Source organism: Pseudomonas sp. 008 (assembly GCF_016861935.1).
In the GTDB taxonomy this organism is placed as follows: Bacteria; Pseudomonadota; Gammaproteobacteria; order Pseudomonadales; family Pseudomonadaceae; genus Aquipseudomonas.
Genome location: NZ_BOMA01000012.1, coordinates 175,710 through 197,199, shown reverse-complemented (window position 1 = coordinate 197,199; position 21,490 = coordinate 175,710). Strand labels below are relative to the sequence as shown.

Here is a 21,490-nt window from a genome sequence, read left to right as displayed (position 1 = left end):
CTTGTCTGCATTACTTGATTGACGTCAACCGCCTGTGTCGGCCTGCGCTGTATTCTGCGCTGAAACCGACTGTTGGTAGCGCAAGGCTTATTGCTCATGACTGAATTGATGCTGACTCACCTCGACTCACTGGGACGCGTGCGAATGGTCGATGTTACGGATAAATGCGTAACGTCCCGAGAAGCCGTGGCTGAGGCATGGGTTCATATGCTTGCCGAGACCCGACAACTGATTGCCAGTGGTGCTCACCCGAAAGGCGATGTATTTGCGGTAGCGCGGATCGCGGGCATTCAGGCGGCCAAACGCACGAGTGAGTTGATTCCGCTCTGTCATCCGCTGCTTCTGAGCAGTGTTAACGTTGAGTTGAGTTTTGAAGGTGACCAACGTGTACGCATTGTTTCTCGGTGCAAGTTGTCCGGACAGACCGGCGTCGAGATGGAGGCACTGACCGCCGCCAGTGTGGCGGCCTTGACCCTGTATGACATGTGCAAGGCCGTGGACCGGGGCATGAGTATCGAATCGGTGCGGCTGTTGGAGAAGCAGGGTGGTAAAAGTGGCTGGTATCAGGCGCCGCAACAATGAAGCTGAATGTTTTGTATTTCTCGCGGTACCGCGAAACGCTTGGCCTTGACGATGAAACGATTGAAGGTGATTTCACTTCCGTCGATCAGTTGCGTCAGCACCTGATACGTCGTTCTGGCGTCTGGCAGGTGCTGGCCGAACAGAACCTCATGTGTGCCCGCAATCAGGACATGTGCGGGCTCGATGAGCCGTTGATAGACGGTGATGAAGTGGGTTTTTTCCCAACCGTAACGGGGGGGTGATTCGATGATTCGAGTGCAGACAGAGCGCTTCGACCCCGGCACCGAAATCAATGCCCTGCAGGCTTTGAGCCTGAATGTCGGTGCCGTGGTGAGTTTTGTCGGGTATGTACGTGACACCAACGTCGGACAAGAAGTCGCCGGGATGTTTCTTGAGCATTACCCCGGTATGACCGAAAAGGTCCTGGGCAAGATCGCCGACGAAGCCCGGCAGCGCTGGCCGTTGCTCGGACTGGTGCTGATCCATCGAATCGGCGCGCTGCAACCGGGAGAACCCATTGTCTTTGTCGGCGTCAGCAGCAGTCATCGTCAAGCGGCTTTTGATGCCTGTGCGTTTGTAATGGATTACCTGAAAACCCGAGCGCCATTCTGGAAGAAAGAACAGGTGGCCGAGAGTTCCCATTGGGTCGAGGCTCGCAACAGTGATTGCGAGGCGGCGCAACGATGGGAGTGACGTTTCCCTCGCGATGAGTGGAGCGTGTTCAGCTGTATTGAGAGCGAGAATCCCATGCTCTATCCGCTGTTTCTGACGTTGCATCTGTTTGCCGCGCTGATTTTCATCGGCACGGTGTTCTTCGAAGTCCTGTTCCTTGAAAGTATCCGCAAACAGCTGCCCGTCAAGGTCATGTTGCTGCTCGAGCAGGGTATCGGTCGACGTGCACGCACCTTGATTCCATGGGTCTTGCTGGTGTTGTTCGGTGCCGGGTTGGGGATGGTCTGGCTGCGCTATTTACCGGTCCTTGCCACACCAATGGCCTCATCGTTTGGCACGTTGCTGATGTTAAAAATCGTGGCGGCCGTCAGCGTACTGCTGCATTTCCTGGTCGCCATGTTTTTGTTCAGAAGTGGCCGGATCAGTGCTCGATACCTGCATTTCATCCATGGCAGCCTGTTCTGCCACATGGTTGTGATCGTGTTGTTGGCCAAGTGGATGTTTTACCTGACGTGGTGACTGGGCTTGTCTGGTGTCTGTTGCGCGACAAGCACTTTGCTCGCGCTTGATGCAAATCAAGGAGCACTGCTCGCCAGACTCCGACACTGGCGGTCCGCAGCCAGTCTCGGAGACCCGTTATGCTCAATTCGTTTCACAGCCCTGGAGAGCTGAACGTCCGGTGCGATCAAGGCGTGCTCGACCCCAACGGCCATGTCGACACTGAAAAATTTCACGGCGGCATCGGCTCTCTGGATTTGCATCGTGCATTGCGCGTAAGCCGTCAGAAGTGCCGTCCGCTGTCGCTGAACGTGCAACTGCCTTCTAACCTTAAGCCTGCCTTGTGCTCCCCTCGCGAAATTTCATGCGAGCACAGTGGTATCGAACACTATCTTCAGCGCCTGCAACATGAGATCGACCTCGTCGGTTGTCATCTGGGAGCCGGGCAGCGGGTCGAGCAGTTCCATCTGGGGGGCGGAACACCCGCCATCGCCCACCTGAGACGGCTGATGAATCACCTGCGTGGCCGATTCAACTTCCTTGGACATGAGTGCGGTGACTACAGCATAGAAGTGGACCTTCACCATACGGATTGGTCGACCATGGGCATGCTGCGTGACCTGGGGTTCAACCATGTCAGCATCGGCGTTCCGGACATCGGTGCCGACCGTGCGATGTCGGTGGCCTGCTACCAGAATCCGGCACCGATCCATTCGCTTATCGATGCCGCTCGTACCTTCGGCTATCGATCCATCAATGTCGATTTGGGTTATGGCCATACCTGGCAGACGCCAGAAAGTTTTGCGCTGAAACTGACAACCATCATCGAACTGGAGCCGGATCGGCTGCTGGTGTTTGACTATGCCCGGCCACCCCAACGCTATCGGCCAAAGGCTGCAGACACAATCGGGGCGTTTTGCAGCGAGGAAGATAAAGGCGCCATGCGCCGGATCTGTTTTGAACAGTTGATCGGCGCCGGTTATCACTACATTGGCCTGGGGCAGTTTGTCCGGCCCGATGACGATTTGGCGATTGCTCAGGAGCGCGGCCGATTACGTCGCAATTGTGAGGGGTTTACCCGTCACGGGCATTGCGACCATATCGGGTTCGGTTTGGGCGCTATCAGTCAGATCGACGGTTTGTATGCGCAAAACACCGACGAACTGGAACGGTACCAGCAGCAACTGGACATGAACCAATTGCCGACGAGTCGTGGCTGGCGATGTGAGGAAGGGGGTCAGGTCAGGCACATGGTCATGGAACGCCTGGCGTGTGATCTGGAGCTGGATATCCAGGCAATCGAGACGCGTCATGGAATCATTTTTCGCCAGTACTTTTTCACCGCCTGGCCTGTGCTGGAGCAATTGAGCCGTGACGGGTTGATTGAGCTGTCTGACCGTTTCATCAGTATTCTTCCGGCCGGTCGGCCGCACGTGGATGCCGTCTGCAACCTGTTTGAAAAGGATTCGGACGGTGCGGGGCATGAACCCCATTACGAATGGATTGATCATGACAACTTCATTTGATTTCAATCGCGCCCTGGTCGAAAAGTATGACCTCCCGGGGCCGCGCTATACCTCTTACCCGACCGCGCCGCAGTTTCATCAGGCATTCGCCGTCGATGACTATCAGCGTGCGGCCTCGGACAGCAACCAGGCGACAACGCCAAAATCGCTGTCGGTGTACATCCACATCCCGTTCTGCAAGAGCCTTTGTTACTACTGCGCCTGCAACAAAATAATTACCCAGAAAACCCACCGCGCCGTCGAGTACCTGACGTACCTCAAGCGCGAAATCGTGATGCAGGCTGCCTTGTTCGACCGCACCCGCAAACTCACACAACTGCACCTGGGAGGTGGCACGCCGACCTATTTGACCGGCGAGCAACTGGCTGACCTTATGGACTGCCTGCACCAGGCGTTCGACATGGATGACAGCGATGACCATGAGTTTTCCATCGAGGTCGACCCTCGCACCATCAGTACGCAACAGATCCAGTTGTTGCGTCAGTTGGGGTTCAATCGTTTGAGCTTTGGCGTACAGGACTTCGATCCCGATGTGCAGGCTGCGGTCAATCGGCAGCAAAGTGAAGAGCAAATCCATGCGCTGGTCGCTGCGGCACGCCAGGCGCGATTCAAATCGATCAGTGTCGATCTGATTTACGGCCTGCCATTGCAAACAGTGAAGAGTTTCGATGTCACCCTCGGCAAAATCATCGCGCTGCGTCCGGACCGGATTGCCGCCTACAGCTACGCCCATCTGCCGGAACTGGTGCGCGCACAACGGCTGATTCGTTTGGCAGACATGCCGCCACCGGAGCGCAAACTGGAATTGCTTGAACTGACTGTCCGTCGTCTGACTGAGGCCGGTTATATCTATATCGGCATGGACCATTTTGCCTTGCCGGACGATGAGTTGGCGCTGGCCCGGGCCAATGGCACGTTGCAGCGCAATTTCCAGGGTTATTCCACCCACGCCGACTGCGATTTGATCGGTCTCGGGGTGTCTTCCATCGGCAAGGTCGGCGACAGCTACAGCCAGAGCGTCAAGGAGCTATCGCAGTACTACGCCCGCATTGATCAAGGCTTGTTGCCTGTGCATCGGGGTTACCGTTTGAGCGCCGATGATCGGCTGCGCCGTGAAGTGATCAGCGATCTGATGTGCCACGGCCGGATCGACTTCGGCAAGCTTGAAGCGCGTCATGACATCTGCTTTACCGATTACTTTGCCGATGCGCTGATGCAACTGGAGGAGCATGTTCGCGATGGATTACTGCAGATTCACAAAGACGCGTTGGTGTTGTTGCCCCACGGGCATTTGATGATGCGCAGCGCGGCGATGGCGTTTGATGCCTATTTGGGCGCTGATCAAAAAGGCCGGTTTTCACGTACCGTTTGAAGTCCCCAGTGCTGGCGTCCGCGATGCCAGGAGGAAATGATGAGAACCGAGTTTCAGGATCGTTTGGCGGTGGTCACGGGTGCCAGTTCCGGGATAGGCCTGGCCCTGTGTGCGGCGCTGTTGCCGCGCGGGGTCAAGGTGCTGGCGATGTCACGGAAAATCGGTGAGTTGCCGGCCTTGCAGCAGATCTATGGCGAGCGCTTGCAATGGTGTGCCGGTGACGTGACCTGTCAGGATGACCTGCAGGCGCTGGCTCAACGTGCGTCGACACTGGGGCCGGTGGATTATCTGGTGCCCAACGCGGGTATCGCCGAAATGGCCGATAGCCTCGACATGCCGGCCTTCCAGCGTCAGTGGGTGGTCAACGGCGCCGGGGCGTTGAATACCTTGGCGGCGTTACGCGGGGAGTTGGCGAATCCGGCTTCGGTGGTGTTTGTCGGCAGCTTCCTGACCGGCTCGAGTTTTCCCGGTCTGGCCGCCTGCATTGCCAGCAAGGCCGCGCTGGCGGCGCAGGCGCGCACATTGGCGGTGGAATTCGCGCGTTATGACGTGCGCATCAATCTGGTTTCGCCGGGGCCGACCGCGACCTCGATGTGGGACAACCTGGGGTTGAGCGACGGGGAACTCGACGACGTTGCCGACACCCTCGGCAAACGTCTGCTGCCCGGTCATTTCCTCGATGCATCAGCGGTGGCCAACGTGATTGTCTTTCAGCTGTCTCAAGGCGCCCGGGGTGTTTATGGTCAGGACTGGAAAGTCGATAACGGTTACACCCTGGGCTGAAGAAGCAAGACACAAGACCTAATGCGACGTCCCCTCGGCAAACTCGATCTTGTTGCCCACGTTGTACTTGCCCGACGGCTTGTTCATCGGCAGGCGCTTGATCTCTTTGAGGGTGTTGCTGTCGTAGACGATCAGCGCACCGTCAGTGGCCCAGATACTCAGCAGCAGGTAGCGACCGTCGCGGGTGAATTCGACGTGGGCGGCGGTCTTTCCGGGCATCGGGCGCAGGGTGTGGGCGATTTCCAGGGTCTGTTTGTCGATCAGGTGGATCGCATCGTTGTCGGGGCCGAAGAACACGTCGGTCCAGGCATACCGCGAGTTGACGTGGCTGCGCATGAAGAAGCCCGGCCCCAGGGTCGGTATTTCCTTGAGCAGTTTCCAGGTCTTGAAGTCGATGACCGAGATCAGGCCCTTGCTGATGTTCGGCGTGGCGAACACCCACTCACCGTTACGTTTCCAGTAGGTCCCGGACCCCAGGTGCGGCATGCCCGGCAGTGGAATGTCGGTGACCACCTTGCCACTGTCGAGGTCGATCACCTGGCCGCCCTTGGCCGCGCGCGACGTGGCCAGCAGTTGCTTGTAGTCCGGTGAAAAGGAAAAGTCGTCCAGCACATCCCCGGCGTGGATCCGGCGCGGTTCGAAGTCCGGCGTGCCTGCGCTCGGCAGCTCCCAGACTTCCTTCACGTCCTTGAGCGCCACGATGAAGCTGTCCCGTGGCGGTGCGGTATAAACCGCGCTGACCCGTGACGCGGTGCCGTCCTGGCCGATCGCCGGAATGGTTTTGACCAATGACAGATCACGGGCATCGAGCACCACCAGGTTACCAGGCAGGTAGTTGCCCACCAGCACCCATCGGCCGTCCTTGCTCACCGCGAGGTTGCGGGTGTTGAGCCCGGCGCGGACCTCGGCGATCAGTTTCAGGTTATGCAAGTCATACAGGCTGATCCAGCCATCGCGAGAAGCCACGTAGACGAAGCGTCCGTCCGGCGAAAACTTCGGCCCGCCATGCACTGCAAAGTGCGAAGCGAACCGAGCCAGCACTTCAAAGCGGTCGCCGTCGAGGATGTCGATGTGATGATCACCGGCTTCCACCACCACAAACAGGTTCAGTGGATCGGCGCGATGCTGGGGCGTGTCGGGCAGTTTGTTGATATCGGCGAGAATCGAATGACTGCCGCGAATGTCATCGTTACTCCAGGTGGGTGGGGTGGCGGGTGGTTGCTGGAGGTAGTCCACCAGTGCGTCGATCTGCGTGGCGTTGAACACGTTGACATACCCGCTCATCTGACTCGCGGGACGACCGTCCTGGATCACGCTGCGGATTTCGTCGGGTTTGATCCGGCTCAGGCTTTCCGGCAGCAAGGCCGGTCCCGTACCGCCGAGACGGTTGGCGCCATGGCAGCTCTGGCAATGCTGTTGGTAGAGGTTGGCGGCCGCGTCGGTGGGCGGAATCGCTGCACCGGCGTGAGCCGCACCGATCCATAACAATGGGCCAAGCACCATGCGCCTCATATCGCCACCTTGCGCTGGCGTTGCAGCGCTGCGGGGTAAAAGCGCGCCGGGAATTCCTGTTGTTGGGCAGCGAACAGATCGACCACTTTGCCGATCACCGCAAGCGTCGGAATGCCAGGTGGGCATTCCCGCGCCAGGGTCGGCAATTGGTGCAGCCTGCCTCGTGCAACATGCTGGTCGGGACGCGTGCCATTGCTGATCAGCGCCGCCGGTGTCTCGGCGGGCATTCCGGCTTCGATCAAGCGCTGGGCGATAATCCCGAGATTTGATAACCCCATGTAAAACACCAGGGTCTGGCTGCTGTCGACGAGGCTGCTCCAGGGTAATTGCAACTCACCATCGTGTTGCAGGTGCCCGGTGATGAATCGACAAGAGTTGACCAGATCCCGATGGGTCAGCGGAATGCCGGCGTAAGCGCTACACCCGGAGGCGGCAGTAATGCCGGGGACGACCTGGCAGTCAATGTTGCGTTGCAGCAGATACTCCAGCTCCTCGGCGCCACGGCCGAAGATGAACGGGTCGCCACCTTTGAGCCGGACCACACGCTGCCCCAGATCGGCGAGGTCGGCGAGTAGTTCGTTGATCTGATCCTGTGGCAGGCTGTGGCAGCCGCTGGCCTTGCCGACGTAATGCCGGGCGCAGGTGAGGGGGATCAATGCCAGCAGCTCGGGGCTGATCAGGCGGTCGTAAACCACGGCGTCGGCTTGCATCAACAGGCTCCAGGCGCGCAGGGTCAGCAAGCGTGGATCGCCGGGGCCAGCGCCGACCAGGGCGACTTCGCCCGGTCTGAACGGGGACTCAAGTGCCGCCGGTAAAATAATCGATGGATGCATGGGACGTCCTTGGTACTTCATCAGGTGGGCCGGCCCCATCCTTTGTCAGATGGCTCGCCAGGCGGGTGCTTCAGTGCATGACGCAAGGGATGGTCGTTAATGGTGGTATGCCGATTTCTTCATCGCTGAGGTGGCATCCGGGGTCCTGGCCCCAGAGATCACCTTCGGCCCAGGCGCGGGTGCGGGTATTGCCGTTGCAGATGCTTAGCCAGCGGCATTGAGCACAGCGGCCACCGACGGCCCGAGGATGCTCGCGCAGCTGCTGCAACAAGGCGTCCGGGCGGTCCAGCCACAGCGTGCGAAACGGCGTGCGCCGGACATTGCCCACCGAGTGCTGCCACCAATAGGTGTCGGGGTGCACTTCGCCAGTGTTGTCGATGTTGGCGATGCCGCTGCCCGAGGCGTTGCCGCCCCAGGCGCGGAGCATATGTTCCAGGCGCCGGTAATGTTCGGGTAGATGCAGGCCCACCCATTGCAGCAAGAGAACCGCGTCGGCATCGTTGTTGCCGCTGACAAAATCGCTGTCACGACCGTGCTGAATGTCTTCCCAGGCCCGTTCGAAGATCAGCGTCATCGCCTCGCGGCTCATCTGCTGCCGGGCGTCGAGCTGGCGGCTGCGTTTGCCGCGGCCGCTGTAGTTGAGGTGCGACAGATAAAACTTCTGCACGTCGTACTCGCGCATCAGCGCCAGTAATTGCGGCAGCTGCGCATGATTTTCCTGGGTCAGGGTGGTGCGCAGGCCGACCCGAATGCCCTGTTCGCGACAGAGCCGGATCGCCCGCATGGAACTGGCGAAGCTGCCCTTCAATTGGCGGAAGGCGTCATGGGTGGCTTCCAGGCCATCGATGCTGATCCCGACATAGTCGAAATTCGCTGCGCGGATCTGCGCGATGTTCTGCTCATCGATCAATGTGCCATTGGTGGACAACGCTACGAAGAAACCCTTGGCGCGGGCGTAGGCGCTGAGGACAAACAGATCGTCACGCAGCAGGGGTTCACCGCCGGAAAGAATCAATACCTTCACGCCGGCATCGTGCAGATCGTCGATCACCGTCAGCGCGGCGGGCGTATCCAGTTCGTCGCGAAAGACGCTGTCGGCGGACGTGGCGTAGCAGTGTTTGCAGGTCAGGTTGCAGCGCCTGAGCAGGTTCCAGATCACCACCGGCGGCCGGTTGCTGCCCGGTGGGCTGGTTCTGGGGGCGGGCACCTGGCCGGTCAGGGCACGCAGGTATTGGCTGATCCTCAACATGCAACTCTCCTTATGCAACTCTCCTTGAACCAGCGCGTGTTCAGCGTGGCACTGGCGGTAGCCGTAATCCGGTTTTTTTCAGGATGCGACTGCTCACCAGCATCTCGTCGGCGACACAGGCGTCGCCCAGCAAGTAGCGCAGGTGTTCGCGGTAACTGTCGATTTCCTCGCGGCTGCGACCGTGCACCATGGCGAACAGGTTGTAGCGCCACGCGGTTCGTCGCGGGCGTCGATAACAGTGGCTGACAAAAGGCTGTGCGCCGATCAGCGCGCCGAGGCGCGGCATGTCGGTGTCGCGCACATCCCAAACGGTCATGCCGTTGTAGCGATAGCCCAGGCGATAGTGGTTGGGGACGGCGGCGATGCGCCGGATCGCGCCCTCGGCCTGCAAGCGCTTGAGCAGATCCAGGGTGGATTCGATGCTCAGGTCCAGCTGTTCGGCGAGCCAGGCCCACGGGTCGTCCAGCAGCGGCAGGCCGGCCTGGGTCAGTTCAATCAGCCGGTGTGCCAGTGTGTCTTCAGACCGGGAAGTACAGACCGACATGGTAAGTCTCCTCTTTAGGCAAGTTGAGCAGCGGCAAACCGGTCAGGGTTTCGATGTATTGCAAGGTTTCGGTGACGTCTTGTTCGGTCGCGCAGCCGAGCACGAACCACATGTTCCAGGCGTGTTCGCGTCGATAGTTGTGCGCCACTTCAGGCAGGGCATGCAGTTGCTCGGCGACCTCTTCGAACCGTTCTTCCGGCACGGCCAGCGCCGCGAGGGTGAAGGCGCCACCGAGGCGTTCGATGTCGAACATCGGACCGAAGCGCGTGAGTATTCCTTCACAGAGCAGTTCGTGGAGGCGGTGGAGCAATTCAGTACTGCTGCTGTCCAGTTCGCTGGCCAGCGCCTGCCAGGGGTTACGCACCAGTGGCAGGCCCAGTTGCAAGCGGTTGATCAACCGACGGTCAAGATCATCCATGGGGCTTGGTTCCCGTTGAGGAGGCGGCAAAGCGTCCGCCGCATTGTTTGAAGGCATGGGTGCTGAACAGCAGTTGATGGGGCAGGTCACTCAGCAAGTGTTCTTCCAGCAACGCCTGGATCTGCGCCTCGACCTGCGCGCGTTGGCGTCCGTGAACCATGCAGAACAGGTTGTAGCGCCACTGCGGCAGGCGCCGTGGCCGTTGATAGCAGAGGGTGATACCGGACGCTCGCCCCAGGCGCTGGCCGACTTCGTCGATCAGCGCGTCCGGAACATCCAGCACCAGCATGGCGTTGGCGGTAAAGCCCAGGGCGCGATGGTTGAGCACCAGGCCGACCCGGCGAAACAGCCCCTGTTCGTGCCACTGGTGCATCTGCGCGAGCAACTGGTTTTCGTCGGCGTTTATCCGTTCCGCGAGGGTTTGATAGGGGCGCGAAACACGCGGTAATCCGTCTTCCAGGTGCCTTCGTAAGGCTTGTGTCTGTTCGGGGCTCAATCCCGTCTTCATGGGCCTTCTCCCAAGGCAAAACCGAGGTCGATGCGGTAAGCGGTCAACATCGGCAGATCCAGCGGAACAAGGCCGGTTTCGTTCTCAAGTGCTTCGAGAACACGTTCGATGTGGGGGCGATCAGGCCCGGTCAGCACAAACCACAGGTTGTAGAAATGCTCCCGTGCGTAGTTGTGATTGACCTCGTGATACTGGCTGACGCACTCGGCGACCTGTTGCAGACGTTCGGCGGGCACGGCGAAGGCGGCGAGGGTGCTGGCCCCGGCGCGGCGGTGTTCGAACACCGGGCCGATCCGTGAGAGGGCGCCGGCCTGATCCATGGCGTCCAGACAAGCCATCACCTGGGCCTCGCGACAACCGAGAATCCGGGCCATCTCCTTGTAAGGTTCCGGGCACAACGGCATGCCGTGCTGGAAGCGGTCGATCAGTTGGCGGCTGAGCAGGTCGAGGTTCATTTCAATAGCCCATTTTCTGCGCGCGACTGCTAAAGAAGATGCCGCTCGGCGCGGTGGCGGGAAGGGTGCTCAGCTGCTTCAGGCTGTACGGATCCCAGACCTGAACCTGATCGCCATCGCGTAACGACAGCCACAACTGGTCGCCGCGCGCGGTGAATTCCATGTGCAGCACCGCCGGCCCCGGTCGCAGATCGGCGACTACGGCACGGGTTTCGGTGTCGATGACCTGGACCCGATCGTTGTCCGGGTAGGCGAAATTGACCCACAGTTGCCGACCGTCCGGCCGCGACGTGACGAACACCGGTTGGCCGGCCACCGGGATGACAGCGGTCTGCTGCCACGAGCGGGAATCCATCACCAGCACCTGATGACGGCCGACGGCGGGTACGAAGGCCTGGTTGTCGGCAACGGCCCAACCCTCTAGATGCGGCATCTTGTAGACGGGCAACTTCGCCTGGCCGCGTCCGTAATCACCGAGCACTCGCTGCACCCCGCGCTCGGGGTGCCAGAGGTCGAGTTGCGCCATGCCGTCTTCGCCGAACAGCCCAGCCATGTAATAGCGACCATCGGGGGTAATCAGCGCGTCATAGGGTTGCTGGCCGATGCCGGTGAAGCGGCTGATCTGCGGCGTGTTGCCTTGACTGAAATCCGCGCTCCAGATCTCGCCGGTATCGAACAGGCTGAACACAAAACGCTGACCGGGCGCGTCGACCAGGCCGACCACCCGTGAGCGTTTGCTGCCATCGGCGAGCGGTGTCGCGGGAATATCGGCCACCTGTTGCAGAGTGACGGCATCGAACACCTTCACGCCGCCGGGCACGTAGTTGGAGACTGCGATCAACTTGCCGTCCTGACTGATGGCGCCGCCGATGCTGTTGCCGCCCTGGATGACGCGATGGTCGATGCGTTGGGTCAGCAGGTCAATTTTGCTCAACCCGCCGTCGCGGCCGAACACATAGGCATAACGCTGGTCGCGGGAAAACACCACCGAGGCATGGGACAGATCGCCGAAGCCCTCGAGGCGGGCCAGCGCGGTGTGGGTAGCGCTTTCGATGATTTGCACGCTGCCGGTGGCGCGCTCCACCACCACGCCCAGATCGCCGGTACCACGCAAAGGTGACTGAGCGCAGGCGGACAACAACAGCCCGGTCGCCGCTAAAAGCAGGGTTGAACGGATCATGGTGCGGGATATCCCTGGAGAAGAAGATCGACCAGCCAACGGATGTCGTCCGGGCTGAGCAACGGGGCCCAACCGGGCATCGCGGTGCCGGGGCGACCTTGGGTGACGGTGGCGATCAGGCTGTCGCGGGACTTGCCTGCCAGCGTTGCGCGCGTCAGGTCGGGACCCAGCCCGCCGGTCATGTGCAGTCCATGGCAGGCGCCGCAATCCTGGGCCAGCAGGTGCTCGAGTTGTGCCTGACGCTTGGCGTTCGGCGCCGCAACCGAGGTCGCGCAAAAAAGGAGGAGGGCCGCCAGAACCACTGCGTGTCGATGAACCATCATGGCGCCCTCCGTTGGCTATTTGAGACTCAGGACCCAAGTTGCAAGTGTCTTCGCTTCATCATCCGTCACCGGGTTGGCCGGCATTGGTATCGGGCCCCAGTTGCCTTGCGTACCGTTCTTGATGTGGTTGGCCAGGGTGTCGACGGCCTCGGGTACGCCAGCGTTCTTGGCCGCGACATCCTTGAGCGCCGGGCCGACAAGCTTGGTGTCGATGGAATGGCAGGCGGCGCAGGGTTTGCTCTTGAACAGTTCCTGCGCATCTTGGGCCACAACCGGCTGCACGCTCAGCGCAGCGGTCAGGGCGAACAGTGAAAGCAGAGTATTTTTCATGGTCGTTCCTTGCATTGATGGAGCTCAATAAATGTCGTGTTGGGTGTTGTAGACATTGAATTTCCCGGTGGGGGTAATCAGGCGTTTGTCCTTGATCACCGATTTGAGCTTCAGCGTTTTGTCGTCGATCACCACCAGTGCCGACTCCTCTGATTGACCGCTCCACACGGAGAACCAGACCTCATCGCCGGCCTTGTTGTATTCCGGTTGCACGACCCGCATGGCGCCTTGCTTGATGCCGGCATACTCGGCGATGGGCAGCACGGTGTAGCCGGCGTCGAGTTTGTCGAGGTTGAACACCGCCACCGACTGGCTCAGCTTGGCGTCCGGGTTGAGGGTGGTGTCGACATACAGGTGGCGCGAGTTGGGGTGGGTTTTGATGAACAACGAACCGCCGCCCTGGCCCTTGAGCGAGGCGACCTGTTTCCAGGCGTATTGCGGGTGTTTGGCCGGGTCGGTACCGATCAGCGAGATACCGTCGTCTCCCAGGTGGCTGGTGGCCCAGACCGGGCCGTAGACAGGATGATCAAAGTTGGCGCCACGACCCGGGTGAGGGGTTTTGCCGACGTCCACCAGGGCGGCCAACCTGCGATCCTTGGAGTCGATCACGGCGACTTTGTTGGAGTTGTTGGCGGCGGTCATGAAATAGCGATGGGTGCTGTCCCAACCGCCGTCATGCAGGAAGGGGGCAGCATCGATGTAGGTGATGGTGAGGTTTTTGATGTCCTGGTAATTGACCAGCATGACCTTGCCGGTTTCCTTGACGTTGACGATGAACTCCGGCCATTCGTGGGAGGCGATGATCGCCGCGACCCGGGGTTCCGGGTGATATTCCTGCTTGTCGACAGTCATGCCGCGGGTCGAGACGATCTGTTTGGGCTCCAGGGTTTCGCCATCCATGATGGTGAATTGTGGTGGCCAATAGGAGCCGGCGACCGTGTATTTGTCTTCGTAACCCTTGAACTTGGAGGTCTCCACCGAGCGCGCCTCGATGCCCACTTTGACCTCGGCGACCTTGGTCGGCTCCACCGGCCACAGGTCGATCATGTCGATCCGGGCGTCTCGACCAATCACCAGCAGGTAGCGACCGGAGGCAGAAATGCGCGAGATGTGCACCGCGTAACCGGTCTCAATCAGCTTGACGATTTTCTTGCTGTCACCGTCGATCAGGGCAATCTTGCCGTCATCGCGCAACGTCACCGAAAACAGGTTCGGCAGATTGAGTTTGCTCAGTTGCTTCTTCGGACGATCCTCGGGCTTGACCAGCACTTTCCAGGTTTTCAGCGTCTCGGCCATGCCCCATTCCGGTGGTGTGGGCGGTGTGTGCTGAATGAACTTGGCCATGGCCGTGATCTGATCCTTGGTCAGTGCATTCGATGTTCCCCAGTTCGGCATGCCCGCTGGTGAACCGAAGGTAATCAACGCCTCCAGATACGGTTGGCCGCGAGACTGGGTGATGTCCGGCGTCAGTGGTTTACCCGTGGCGCCTTTGCGCAGCACGCCGTGGCAGCCGGCGCAGCGCTGGAAGTAGATTTCCTTGGACGCGTCGAACTCGGCCTGACTCATGTCGGGCGCTCCGGCGGTTTTGACCATCAGCGGGCTGGCAGCAGCAGCGGGCTCGTCGGCCCGGGCCGCATGAGTCACCGCAAGGGCCAGCGCCGAACACAGTGTGGCGACAGTCAGAGCAAACGTTTTTCTATTGCTGATCAGCATTCCATTTCTCCTCAGGCAAGACCTTTGCGATGTGCTGGAACGGCAGCGCAGAACGCAGGTTCTTAGTGCCGTGCAAGGCTATGCCCGAGCAGGCCAATGCTTGCTTGACCGCGATCAAGTTTGCCGGCCATGTCACTTGCCAGGTTGTCGCAGGCGCCCGTAGCGTGTGGCTTGAATCCGCTTTTGGAACAGACAGCCCATGGACCGAATCCAGTCTTGCGAACCCTTCTATCAACCGCTCAATAATGAGGAGGCGCTGTTCGAGCAGGCCTGGCGACACGGCATGCCGGTGCTGATCAAAGGCCCGACGGGGTGTGGCAAGACCCGTTTCGTCCAGCACATGGCCCATCGGCTGAAGCTGCCGCTGTACACCGTGGCTTGCCATGACGACCTGAGTGCCGCCGACCTGATTGGCCGTCATCTGATTGGCGCCCAAGGCACCTGGTGGCAGGACGGGCCGCTGACCCGCGCGGTGCGTGAAGGCGGCATTTGTTATCTGGACGAAGTGGTCGAGGCGCGGCAGGACACTGTGGTCGTACTGCACCCACTGGCCGATGATCGTCGCGAGTTGTTCCTGGAACGCATCGGCGAAGTGTTGCAGGCGCCGTCCTCATTCATGCTGGTCGTGTCGTACAACCCCGGCTACCAGAACCTGCTCAAAGGCATGAAACCCAGCACCCGACAACGTTTCGTGGCGATGCGTTTCGGCTATCCACCGGTGGCGGATGAAGAGCGCATCGTCGCCAGGGAGGCTCAGGTGGACAGCGCGTTGGCGGCGCAAGTGGTCAGGCTGGGGCAGGCCCTGCGAAGGCTGGATCAACATGATCTTGAGGAAGTCGCCTCGACGCGGCTGTTGATTTTTACCGCGCGAATGATCCGCTCCGGCATGAGCCCGCGTGAAGCGTGCATGGCTTGCCTGGCCGAGCCGCTGAGCGATGATCCGCTGACGGTTGCGGCGCTGATGGGCGTGGTTGATGTCCACTTCGGCTGAGTCCAGCGGCGTTGCGCGTGGCCACCTGCCGGGCGATCTGGCGATGTGGTTTTTCATTTTGGCCGAGTTGTCGGTGTTCGCCATCCTGATTCTGGCGTTCGCCGTGACCCAGGCACTCAAGCCGCAGTTGTTTGGTGAAAGCCGTCAATTGCTCAACACCTCTACCGGCCTGGCGATGACCCTGAGCCTGCTCACCGCCGGGCTGTTCGCCGCGCTGGCTCAGGAGCAAGTCAGGCGTTCCCGGTCCCGCCACGGCGCCGTACTTCTGCTGGCCGCGTTGCTTGCCGGCAGCGTCTACGTGGTGTTGAAACTTACCGAATACCGGCACTTGCTGGCCTCGGGGCTGGGCATGGAGCACAACACGTTTTTCACCCTCTACTGGATCCTCACCGGTTTTCATTTTCTCCATGTATTGCTCGGCATGGTCATTCTCGGATGGCTGGCCGAGCGCTGCCGTCGAGGCCTGTACAACGCCGCCAACCGCAGCGGGTTTGAATCGGGCGTGCTGTATTGGCACATGGTCGATCTGATCTGGGTCGTGCTGTTTCCGCTGGTGTACGTGCTGAATTGACGGAGGTTCTGATGTCGGCTTCCAGGTTGTTGCTCGTCTGCTGGGCAGCGTTGGCCACATTAAGCGTGTGCACCGTTGTGTTGTCACAAGTCGGCGCGACGTGGCTGTTGTCCATTGCCATTTTGCTGGTGGCGGTTGGCAAGGCCTGGCTGATCACCGATGGCTTCATGGAGATGCGCCATGCGCCGCGATTGTGGCGCCGGTTGATGGTGAGCTGGGCGCTGGTGTTGGCGGCCGTTGTGGGGCTGACGCTGCTGTCGATCGGCTAACCAATCCATGTAGCAGCTGGCGAAGCCTGCTGCTACATGGACCGAGTACGACTTAAGCGTATTACCCGACCAAAACCATCTGCCTTTCTTGATCGCCATCAAGCAGGTTTTACCCCCTCGCTTTCTATCATGGGCACGCCAAGCAAAGAGGAAGCGACCATGTCAGAGACCTTCACCAAAGGCATGGCCAGGAATATCTACTTCGGGGGAAGCGTCTTTTTCTTCCTGATATTCCTGGCCTTGACCTATCACACGGAACAGACCTTTCCAGTGCGCAGCAACGAAGCGCAGTTAACCGAATCAGTGATTCGCGGCAAGACGGTCTGGGAGCAAAACAACTGCGTCGGCTGCCACACGTTGCTGGGCGAGGGCGCCTACTTTGCGCCAGAGCTGGGCAACGTATTCCAGCGGCGCGGCGGGGAGGAGGGCTTTAAACCTTTTCTACATGCCTGGATGAAAATGCAGCCGCTGGGCGTACCGGGCCGACGAGCGATGCCGCAGTTCAAGTTGAGCGAGCAAGAGGTGGATGACATCGCCGAGTTCCTCAAATGGAGCTCGAACATCAACACCAATGGCTGGCCGCCAAACAAGGAGGGCTAAGAGATGAGCATCGCTAATCCGCATCTGAAATTCGCCTCGCAAGCCGTGGCCAAACCGTACTTCGTGTTTGCCCTGATGCTGTTTCTCGGTCAGGTGCTGTTCGGTTTGATCATGGGGGTGCAATACGTGATCGGAGACTTTCTGTTCCCGATCATTCCCTTCAACGTGGCGCGGATGGTGCACACCAATCTGCTGATCGTCTGGTTGCTGTTCGGCTTCATGGGCGCCGCCTATTACCTGATTCCGGAAGAGGCCGACCGCGAACTGCACAGCCCGAAGCTGGCGATCATTCTGTTCTGGGTATTCGCCGCTGCTGGTGTGCTGACGATTCTCGGCTATCTGCTGGTGCCTTATGCGGGCCTGGCCAAATTGACGCATAACGAGCTGCTGCCGACCATGGGCCGGGAGTTCCTGGAGCAGCCGACCATCACCAAGATGGGCATTGTGGTGGTGTGCCTGGGCTTTCTCTACAACATCGGCATGACCTTGCTCAAAGGTCGCAAGACCACCGTCAGCATGGTGATGATGACCGGGTTGATCGGCCTTGCGGTGTTCTTCCTGTTCTCCTTCTACAACCCCGGTAATCTGGCCCGCGACAAGTTCTACTGGTGGTGGGTGGTGCATCTTTGGGTGGAAGGCGTGTGGGAACTGATCATGGGCTCGATGCTCGCCTTCGTGCTGATCAAGATCACCGGTGTCGACCGGGAAGTCGTGGAGAAATGGCTCTACGTGATCATCGCCATGGCGCTGATTACCGGGATCATCGGCACCGGTCACCACTTCTTCTGGATCGGTGCGCCCGAGGTCTGGCTGTGGGTCGGCTCGATCTTCTCCGCATTCGAACCGCTGCCGTTCCTGGCCATGGTGATCTTTGCCTTCAGCATGGTGAAGAACCGTCGTCGGCAACACCCGAACCGTGCCGCCACGCTGTGGGCCAAGGGCACCACAGTCACGGCGTTCTTCGGTGCGGGTGTCTGGGGCTTTCTGCATACCCTGGCGCCGGTCAACTTCTACACCCACGGTTCGCAATTGACGGCAGCGCACGGTCACCTGGCTTTCTACGGTGCTTACGCGATGATCGTGATGACCTTGATCAGCTACGCCATGCCACGCCTGCGCGGGCTGGGTGAAGCGGGTGACGAGCGTTCACAGACCCTCGAAGTCTGGGGCTTCTGGTTAATGACCCTGTCGATGGTGATGATCACGCTGTTCCTCACCGCGGCCGGTGTCGTACAGGTTTACCTGCAACGCTGGCAGGCCGATGGGATCGCATTGCCATTCATGGCCACGGTCGAACATCTGCAAGTGCTGTTCTGGGCGCGTCTGGGTGCCGGTATCGGCTTCTTCGCCGGGCTGCTCTGTTACCTGTTCAGCTTCAAGCAACGTGGCCGCGCAGCCTTCATGAACGAGTGCAATAGCTAGAAAAGGTCGGCCCGGCTGATACAGCGGGCCGTTTTTTTGGTTTCCAGCAAGGGCAAGCATCATGGCGTTTACCGTCGAACTGGAAGAGTGGGTTGGCAGTGTCTGGCATCGTTTCATCACCCGGCGCGCCAGCCCTGATTTCCCCGAAGCACGGGTTGAACTGGCCAGCCAGCAACGCCCGCTGGCGCTGTTGTTCCGCGCCATGGGCGGTGCCAATGGCGTCGGTGTGGAAGCCGCCAGCGACCGCGACCTGCTGCTGCGCCGCAACGTGTTGCAGCAGATCGCCGGCACCTGCAAACAAGTGCCGTTGGCGTGGTGCGACGCGAGCAATTTGCGGCTGCCGTCGAGCCTGGCGGTGTTTCCTGAAGTGGCGTTGAACGAGGAACTCTATCGCTGGCTCGCGTTGCTGGCGGCACAGGCCGGGCCGATGCGCCACTGGGGCCGGGACAATCAACGCTGGACGCAACAGCTGCTGCGACGCTATCCCGCGCTGCGTGCTCGTTACCAACGACTGGTCGATGCCCATCTGCAATTGCGCCCCGATCCGGCCTCGTTGAACACCAGCGAAGCGGCACTGGAACGGGCGTTATGCCAGGCGTTGCGCGAGCCCGGCAGTGTCGAGCATTTTCCCCGTAGCGAACGGGCGGCGTGGCCGCTGCCGCTGTGGTTGTACCCGCCACAAAACCTCGCCAGCCCCCAGGCTGCCGATCTGGGCGATGAGTCCGAAGAGTCGCTGACCACGCCACCCGGCGAACAGAAAGGCGGGCGTAAACGCGCGACGCGGATCGACGAAAGCACCCGCGATGGCGGGCTGTTGGTGGTGCGCCTGGAAAACCTGTTCAGCTGGACCGAGCACGTGGACCTGGATCGCTGGTCGGACGACAGCGAAGACCCGGACGCCGCTCGAGTCGCCGATGACCTGGATGAATTGACCCTGTCGCGCACCCGTCTACGCAAGGGTGGCGGTCTCAAACTGCACCTGGATTTACCGCCGGCCGATATCGACGACATTCCCTTGGGTGAGGGCATCAAGTTGCCGGAGTGGGACTATCGCAAACAACGGATGCAGGACAGCTTCGTCAACCTGCAAATGCTGGTGCCCCGCGACTGTGAGGCGCAGCCGCTGCCGCTACGCCTGAAGGCCTCGGCGCACCGTTTGCGGCGTCAGTTCGAGCACCTGCGCAATGATCGTCAATGGTTACGCCAACAACCTCAGGGGGCAGAGCTGGACATGCAGGCCTGGCTGGATTTTCACGTTGAGCGCGAGCATGGCCAGTGCGCCGAACGCGGTTTGTTCATGGAGCAGCGGCAGACTCGCCGCGACCTGGCGTGCCTGTTGCTGGCCGACGTATCGATGTCCACCGACGCCCATCTGAACGATGAGCATCGTGCTATCGACGTCATCCGCGACAGCCTGCTGCTGTTCGGCGAAACCTTGTCGGTGCTGGGTGATGATTTCGCCCTGTACGGGTTTTCCTCGTTGCGTCGTCAGCAAGTGCGCATGCAGGAACTCAAGTCGTTCACCCAGCGGTATGACGACACCACCCGAGGTCGCATTCAAGGGCTCAAACCGGGTTATTACACACGCATGGGCGCCGCCATTCGCCAGGCCACGCAACTGTTGGGCACGAGCAAGCGGCGCAGCAAACTGTTGTTGCTGCTGACGGATGGCAAACCGAATGATCTGGATCTGTATGAGGGGCGCTACGGTGTCGAGGACACCCGCGAAGCGGTGCTGGAGGCACGGCGTCAGGGGCTGACGCCGTTCTGTATCACGATCGATCGCGAGGCCGGGGATTACCTGCCGTACATGTTCGGCGCCAATGGCTACACCTTGATCCGCCAGCCCGAACAACTGCCCCTGCGCTTGCCGCAGTTGTACCGCCAGCTGACCCAGCCTTGAACCCCGGTTTGATCAACGCAGCATCAGCTGATGCTGCGCGGCAGCCAGAAAAACATCACCACGCAAAAGACCGTCAGGCCAACGCAGAACCACATGAATCGGCGCTGCCGACGTTCCCCGGCGTATTCGGCCAGTGCTGGCAGGGGCATGCCGCATTGGTGGCACTCGGTTTCTTGTGAAAGGTTGGCATGTTGGCAATACAGGCAGACGGGCATGGCACTCACTCGAACTGTTCCAGGCGCAGACGATCAAGAATGGCGATCTGACGGCCGTCCTGAGTGATGATGTTTTCATCGATCAAGCGGCGGATGATTCGCGAAAAGGTTTCTGGCTGGATCGACAGATGCCCGGCAATCAGTTGCTTGGCCATCGGCAGTTCGAATTGGCAGTCAACGGTTTGCTGGCGCACCAGTTGCGTCAGCAGATAACGCACGACCCGGTGGGTGGCGTTTTTCAGCGACAGGGTTTCGATTTCGTTGACCCGTTGATGTAAGCGAACGCAGAGCTTGCCCAGTAGTGCGAAGGTCAACCGACTATTGCTCTGCAGCAGGCGCATGTAGGTGCTGTTGGATAAACGATAGAGCTGGGTGGGGCAGATCGCTTCGGCCGAGGCCACATAGTTTGGGGTGTCCATCAGCATCATCGCCTCGGCGAAGGTTTGCCGCTCGCTGATGACCTCGAACACTTTCTCCTGCCCATCCGGTGTCAGCCGGTAGATTTTTACCGCGCCGGCAATCACGAAGTAGAACGCATCGGCCGGCTCGCCCTGACGGAACAACGGCTCGCCTTTGTCGATGCTCAGCAATTGGCTGGTACTCATCAATTCGTCCAGCTGTTCTTCGTTCAACGGCTCGAACAGATGATGACTGCGCAGAATCTGGTGATGGACGCGGTGAAGCACCATGAGAATTCATCCTGAAGATTGAGAAGGGGGCTGGCGATCAAGTCAGACGAGGCCCAGGGAAACGCCGCTGGCTACGGCCAGGATTGAGGTCAACACCACGAACCAGGCCAGTGGCTGGATGACTTTTTTCATGACGACTCCGGGTAATCGAGAGGGATCCAGGGTTTCTGTAAGGTTGCCCATGCTGAGCAAGACGCGGGCCAGGCCCGGAGGCCTTTGTTTAGTGGGGTTCTCAGGTGTGAGGGTAAAAAAGACTATGCTGCCTGGGGTGTAAATAACCATTAAAGGGTCATTTCTACCCTGAGCCGATCACCCCGTGGCGAGGGGGCTCG

At 60.1% G+C, this 21,490-nt stretch carries 26 protein-coding genes; 13 read left to right on the top strand and 13 right to left on the bottom strand.

The annotated features are described in order from the left end of the window. Nucleotides 1-108 precede the first annotated feature (108 nt). From moaC to JUI81_RS23130, 7 genes are all read left to right on the top strand, one after another. Nucleotides 109-582, top strand: a complete 474-nt coding sequence (moaC, locus tag JUI81_RS23160) for a cyclic pyranopterin monophosphate synthase MoaC (RefSeq protein ID WP_026286545.1) — start codon at nt 109-111, stop codon at nt 580-582. Continuing rightward, nucleotides 579-824, top strand: a complete 246-nt coding sequence (locus tag JUI81_RS23155; protein ID WP_028940903.1) for a MoaD/ThiS family protein — start codon at nt 579-581, stop codon at nt 822-824. Before moaC ends, JUI81_RS23155 begins: the two co-directional genes overlap by 4 nt. A gap of 4 nt (nt 825-828) precedes the next feature. Beyond that, a complete protein-coding gene (gene moaE / locus JUI81_RS23150; RefSeq protein ID WP_204125116.1) occupies nt 829-1,275 on the top strand; it encodes a molybdopterin synthase catalytic subunit MoaE in 447 nt (148 codons plus the stop codon). A 54-nt stretch (nt 1,276-1,329) separates the two neighbouring features. Continuing rightward, the gene (locus JUI81_RS23145; protein ID WP_204125139.1) at nt 1,330-1,773 is read left to right on the top strand and encodes a CopD family copper resistance protein; all 444 of its coding nucleotides are present in this window, start codon (nt 1,330-1,332) and stop codon (nt 1,771-1,773) included. A gap of 119 nt (nt 1,774-1,892) precedes the next feature. Next, nucleotides 1,893-3,278 carry a coproporphyrinogen III oxidase gene (locus JUI81_RS23140; protein ID WP_204125115.1) on the top strand — a complete coding sequence of 462 codons (1,386 nt, stop codon included), beginning with the start codon at nt 1,893-1,895 and terminating at the stop codon, nt 3,276-3,278. Beyond that, on the top strand, nt 3,262-4,650 hold the full coding sequence (gene hemN, locus JUI81_RS23135; protein ID WP_204125114.1) for an oxygen-independent coproporphyrinogen III oxidase: 1,389 nt from the start codon (nt 3,262-3,264) through the stop codon (nt 4,648-4,650). The genes JUI81_RS23140 and hemN overlap by 17 nt, the downstream gene beginning before the upstream one ends. 39 nt (nt 4,651-4,689) lie before the next feature. Then, a complete protein-coding gene (locus tag JUI81_RS23130) occupies nt 4,690-5,433 on the top strand; it encodes an SDR family NAD(P)-dependent oxidoreductase (protein ID WP_204125113.1) in 744 nt (247 codons plus the stop codon). 18 nt (nt 5,434-5,451) lie between these two features. Here the strand turns inward: JUI81_RS23130 and JUI81_RS23125 are convergent, their stop codons facing one another. The 11 genes from JUI81_RS23125 to JUI81_RS23075 form a co-directional block, all read right to left on the bottom strand. Further along, nucleotides 5,452-6,945, bottom strand: coding sequence for a nitrite reductase (locus JUI81_RS23125; protein WP_204125112.1), 1,494 nt, complete (start codon nt 6,943-6,945; stop codon nt 5,452-5,454). Next, nucleotides 6,942-7,778: a uroporphyrinogen-III C-methyltransferase gene (gene cobA, locus JUI81_RS23120; protein ID WP_028940896.1), complete on the bottom strand. Its 837-nt coding sequence runs from the start codon at nt 7,776-7,778 to the stop codon at nt 6,942-6,944. The genes JUI81_RS23125 and cobA overlap by 4 nt, the downstream gene beginning before the upstream one ends. 70 nt (nt 7,779-7,848) lie before the next feature. Next, nucleotides 7,849-9,027 (bottom strand): heme d1 biosynthesis radical SAM protein NirJ, encoded by a 1,179-nt coding sequence (gene nirJ, locus JUI81_RS23115; RefSeq protein ID WP_204125111.1) that lies wholly within the window; start codon nt 9,025-9,027, stop codon nt 7,849-7,851. Between the two features lie 40 nt (nt 9,028-9,067). Further along, entirely contained in the window at nt 9,068-9,571 is a 504-nt protein-coding gene (locus JUI81_RS23110) for a nitrite reductase (RefSeq protein ID WP_204125110.1), read from the bottom strand. Further along, nucleotides 9,546-9,989 (bottom strand): Lrp/AsnC family transcriptional regulator, encoded by a 444-nt coding sequence (locus tag JUI81_RS23105; RefSeq protein ID WP_019649090.1) that lies wholly within the window; start codon nt 9,987-9,989, stop codon nt 9,546-9,548. The genes JUI81_RS23110 and JUI81_RS23105 overlap by 26 nt, the downstream gene beginning before the upstream one ends. After that, nucleotides 9,982-10,497 carry an AsnC family protein gene (locus tag JUI81_RS23100; protein ID WP_204125109.1) on the bottom strand — a complete coding sequence of 172 codons (516 nt, stop codon included), beginning with the start codon at nt 10,495-10,497 and terminating at the stop codon, nt 9,982-9,984. Before JUI81_RS23100 ends, JUI81_RS23105 begins: the two co-directional genes overlap by 8 nt. Continuing rightward, entirely contained in the window at nt 10,494-10,952 is a 459-nt protein-coding gene (locus tag JUI81_RS23095; RefSeq protein WP_028940894.1) for an Lrp/AsnC family transcriptional regulator, read from the bottom strand. Before JUI81_RS23095 ends, JUI81_RS23100 begins: the two co-directional genes overlap by 4 nt. A gap of 1 nt (nt 10,953) precedes the next feature. Further along, the gene (locus JUI81_RS23090; protein WP_204125108.1) at nt 10,954-12,132 is read right to left on the bottom strand and encodes a cytochrome D1 domain-containing protein; all 1,179 of its coding nucleotides are present in this window, start codon (nt 12,130-12,132) and stop codon (nt 10,954-10,956) included. Then, entirely contained in the window at nt 12,129-12,455 is a 327-nt protein-coding gene (locus JUI81_RS23085; RefSeq protein ID WP_018927781.1) for a cytochrome c, read from the bottom strand. Before JUI81_RS23085 ends, JUI81_RS23090 begins: the two co-directional genes overlap by 4 nt. Nucleotides 12,456-12,470: 15 nt before the next feature. Next, entirely contained in the window at nt 12,471-12,785 is a 315-nt protein-coding gene (locus JUI81_RS23080) for a c-type cytochrome (protein ID WP_019649087.1), read from the bottom strand. A gap of 24 nt (nt 12,786-12,809) precedes the next feature. After that, nucleotides 12,810-14,498 carry a nitrite reductase gene (locus JUI81_RS23075; RefSeq protein WP_204125107.1) on the bottom strand — a complete coding sequence of 563 codons (1,689 nt, stop codon included), beginning with the start codon at nt 14,496-14,498 and terminating at the stop codon, nt 12,810-12,812. Nucleotides 14,499-14,706: 208 nt separating this feature from the next. On the opposite strand from JUI81_RS23075, the gene JUI81_RS23070 reads away from it, so the two are divergent. The 6 genes from JUI81_RS23070 (at nt 14,707) to JUI81_RS23045 (ending at nt 20,254) form a co-directional block, all read left to right on the top strand. Then, nucleotides 14,707-15,489 carry a CbbQ/NirQ/NorQ/GpvN family protein gene (locus JUI81_RS23070; RefSeq protein WP_371929206.1) on the top strand — a complete coding sequence of 261 codons (783 nt, stop codon included), beginning with the start codon at nt 14,707-14,709 and terminating at the stop codon, nt 15,487-15,489. Continuing rightward, nucleotides 15,473-16,060 carry a cytochrome c oxidase subunit 3 gene (locus tag JUI81_RS23065; RefSeq protein ID WP_204125106.1) on the top strand — a complete coding sequence of 196 codons (588 nt, stop codon included), beginning with the start codon at nt 15,473-15,475 and terminating at the stop codon, nt 16,058-16,060. Before JUI81_RS23070 ends, JUI81_RS23065 begins: the two co-directional genes overlap by 17 nt. 11 nt (nt 16,061-16,071) lie before the next feature. After that, the gene (locus tag JUI81_RS23060; RefSeq protein ID WP_028940889.1) at nt 16,072-16,329 is read left to right on the top strand and encodes a cytochrome C oxidase subunit IV family protein; all 258 of its coding nucleotides are present in this window, start codon (nt 16,072-16,074) and stop codon (nt 16,327-16,329) included. A 159-nt stretch (nt 16,330-16,488) separates the two neighbouring features. Next, nucleotides 16,489-16,929 carry a cytochrome c gene (locus JUI81_RS23055; RefSeq protein WP_018927787.1) on the top strand — a complete coding sequence of 147 codons (441 nt, stop codon included), beginning with the start codon at nt 16,489-16,491 and terminating at the stop codon, nt 16,927-16,929. Nucleotides 16,930-16,932: 3 nt separating this feature from the next. Then, nucleotides 16,933-18,351 carry a cbb3-type cytochrome c oxidase subunit I gene (locus tag JUI81_RS23050; RefSeq protein ID WP_204125105.1) on the top strand — a complete coding sequence of 473 codons (1,419 nt, stop codon included), beginning with the start codon at nt 16,933-16,935 and terminating at the stop codon, nt 18,349-18,351. 61 nt (nt 18,352-18,412) lie between these two features. Further along, entirely contained in the window at nt 18,413-20,254 is a 1,842-nt protein-coding gene (locus JUI81_RS23045; protein WP_204125104.1) for a nitric oxide reductase activation protein NorD, read from the top strand. Nucleotides 20,255-20,277: 23 nt separating this feature from the next. Here JUI81_RS23045 and JUI81_RS23040 read toward each other — a convergent pair whose 3' ends face one another. Together JUI81_RS23040 and JUI81_RS23035 are read right to left on the bottom strand one after the other, a co-directional pair. Continuing rightward, nucleotides 20,278-20,478, bottom strand: a complete 201-nt coding sequence (locus JUI81_RS23040) for a protein DnrP (RefSeq protein ID WP_204125103.1) — start codon at nt 20,476-20,478, stop codon at nt 20,278-20,280. Continuing rightward, nucleotides 20,475-21,158: a Crp/Fnr family transcriptional regulator gene (locus JUI81_RS23035; protein ID WP_018927791.1), complete on the bottom strand. Its 684-nt coding sequence runs from the start codon at nt 21,156-21,158 to the stop codon at nt 20,475-20,477. The genes JUI81_RS23040 and JUI81_RS23035 overlap by 4 nt, the downstream gene beginning before the upstream one ends. Nucleotides 21,159-21,490: the final 332 nt, after the last annotated feature.